Origin of the sequence: Micromonospora sp. NPDC049799, from assembly GCF_040656655.1 — a bacterium.
Classification (GTDB): domain Bacteria; phylum Actinomycetota; class Actinomycetes; order Mycobacteriales; family Micromonosporaceae; genus Micromonospora.
Map to the genome: position 1 here is coordinate 1 of NZ_JBFAMU010000661.1, position 2,311 is coordinate 2,311.

Sequence of the window (2,311 nt, forward strand, 5' to 3'; positions counted from 1 at the left end):
GGCGAGCGCCGGCTCGCGGTCCCGCAGCTCCGAGGGGCGCAGCGGCGTCACCGGCAGTCCGAGCCCCTGCTGGTACGCCCACAGCCGCCGTGCCTCGGCCAGGTCGTCGGCGGTGAGCCCGACCAGCAGGGTGCCCTCGGTGCGGTAGCCCAGGTCGGCGCCGGTCGCCTCGGTCAGCTCGGCGGCGAACGCCGGCCAGCGGGCGGCGGAGGCGGTGAGCAGGCCGGTCAGCTCGTGCTCACCGAAGTACGCCTCGGCCACCGGCGCGAGCATCCCGGCGGCCACGTGCGACGCCCCGGAACCCGGTGCCGGATCGTGCACGACGACGCGCAGCCCTCGCGAGGCACACCGCCAGGCGATCGCCAGCCCGACCGGTCCCGCCCCCACCACCGCCACATCCGGTGCAAGGAAGGGGCCCCTTTCAACGTCTCGTGTAGAGGAAGGGCCCCCGCTCAACACGTCAGCGCCCCGAGCAGCTCCGCCGTGGCGCGGGCGGGGTCGGCGGCTCCGGAGAGCGCGCCGACCACCGCCACCCCGTACGCGCCGGCGGCCCGCAGCGCGCGGACGTCCGCCGCCGTCACACCGCCGATGGCGACCACCGGCACGGTGACCGCCTCGGCGACGGCACGCACGCCGCCCACACCGATCGCCGGCGGCAGTCCGTCCTTGGTCCGGGTGGGTCGGAAGGGCCCCACCCCGAGGTAGCTCGCCCCGGCGGCGACCGCTTCGGCTGCGGCCCCCGGCTCGCGGGCGGTCGCGCCGAGCACGGCGGCCGAGCCGAGCACCCGCCGGGCCGCGCCGACCGGCAGGTCGTGGGCACCGACGTGCCCACCGGCGGCGCCGACCGCCAGGGCCACGTGGAGGCGGTCGTTGACCAGGCAGGTCGCGTCGTGGCGGGCGCAGAGCGCCACCACCCGGCGGGCCAGGTCGTACGCCTCCCGGTCGGTGGCGTCGTCGCCGACCCGGACCTGGACGACCAGTTCGCCGCGGGCCACCGGCAGGGCGGCCCGCAGCACGGCGAGCGGGTCCCGTCCGGGTCGGGTGTCGGTGATCAGGTGCAGGCGTCCCAGGGACGGCACGGCAACACTCCTCCCTGCGCCGGCATTACCCGGATCAGGTTCGACGGTCGGGGGCTCACAGCCCCCCTCTCAGCCCGGTACACCGGGCTCCCGTGGGTCACTTGCGGGTGTCACCGTACGACGGATCCTCCGATCCGCCAAGGGCGGGGGTACGGATTTCCCACCGACCGTCCGAAGCCGACGGTCGGGGCGGCGGGTGAGCGTCCCGTCACGCCATGCTGTCCGGATGCCCTCCGTCGCCCGGGTTCCGCGCCGCCTCGCGTTCCTGCCGTTCCGGGGCAGCGCCGCCGTCACCGAGGGGCTGGTGACCTGGGCGATGCTGCGGGGATCGACGTGGCACAAGCTCTTACCCGACGTGTACGTGCACGCCGACGGCTACCGGGAGACCGACCACCGCATGTGGTGCGACGCGCTGGCGCTGGTGCTTCCCTCGGGCGGGACGATCGCCGGCCGCAGCGCCCTCTACCTGTGGGGCACCGACCTGTTGGGCCGGAACGCGCCGGTCAGTGTGCTGCTTCCAAGGTCGGTCCGGATGCGCCCACACCCGCGCCTGTCGGTCGTGCGCTCGCCCCTGCCGGAGGACGACCGTACCCGCTTCGGCGGCCTGCCGGTCACGACGCCCCTGCGGACCGCGTTCGACCTGGGCCGGCAGCCACCGTTGGCCGAGGCGGTGGTGGCCGTGGATGCGCTGTTGCGCCGGAGGGTGGTGAAGCTTCCGGCACTGGCCGACTACGCGGTGCGGCGTGCGGGTTGGCCGGGGATGCCGCAGTTCCGGCGGGTGCTGGCGCTGGCCGAGCCGCTCAGTGAGTCCCCCATGGAGACCCGGCTGCGGCTGCTCCTGCTGGACGCCGGTCTCGGCCCGATCGTCGCCCAGCACGACGTGCTGGACGCCCGGGGACGTTTCGTCGGCCGGGTCGACCTGGCCTGGCCCGCCCTGCGCGTCGCGGTCGAGTACGACGGCGACCACCACCGCGAGCGGGCCCATTTCCGCCAGGACGTCGCCCGGTTGAACGCCCTGCGGGCCGCCGGATGGCTCGTCCTCCGCTTCACCGCCGACGACGTCCTCCGACACCCCGCTCGTACCATCGCGCTGGTCACCGGCGCGCTTCGCGAGCGCCGGCTCGGCCGGCACTGACCACCACGCGCCACGTCTACGTGCTGCCCACGCCGCCCGTCCGACGCCCGCGCGCGGCGCTGCCCGTCGGCCCGCCCCCCCGCCCCCCCCCCCCCCC

Annotated in this window: 3 protein-coding genes and 1 riboswitch; of the genes, 1 reads left to right on the plus strand and 2 read right to left on the minus strand. The window is 76.0% G+C overall.

The annotated features are described in order from the left end of the window. Positions 1-459 (minus strand): FAD-dependent oxidoreductase (locus AB0I76_RS27895; RefSeq protein ID WP_357041510.1); only part of this gene is annotated, 459 nt, incomplete at its 3' end. Next, complete coding sequence (gene thiE / locus AB0I76_RS27900) at positions 453-1,079, minus strand: thiamine phosphate synthase (RefSeq protein ID WP_357041513.1); 627 nt, start codon at positions 1,077-1,079, stop codon at positions 453-455. The genes thiE and AB0I76_RS27895, both read right to left, overlap by 7 nt. Next, positions 1,074-1,182: riboswitch (TPP riboswitch) on the minus strand. (Overlaps the previous gene by 6 nt.) A 123-nt stretch (positions 1,183-1,305) precedes the next feature. Between thiE and AB0I76_RS27905 the strand changes: the two genes are divergently transcribed. Next, the gene (locus AB0I76_RS27905; RefSeq protein ID WP_357041516.1) at positions 1,306-2,214 is read left to right on the plus strand and encodes a DUF559 domain-containing protein; all 909 of its coding nucleotides are present in this window, start codon (positions 1,306-1,308) and stop codon (positions 2,212-2,214) included. The last annotated feature ends 97 nt before the right edge of the window (positions 2,215-2,311 follow it).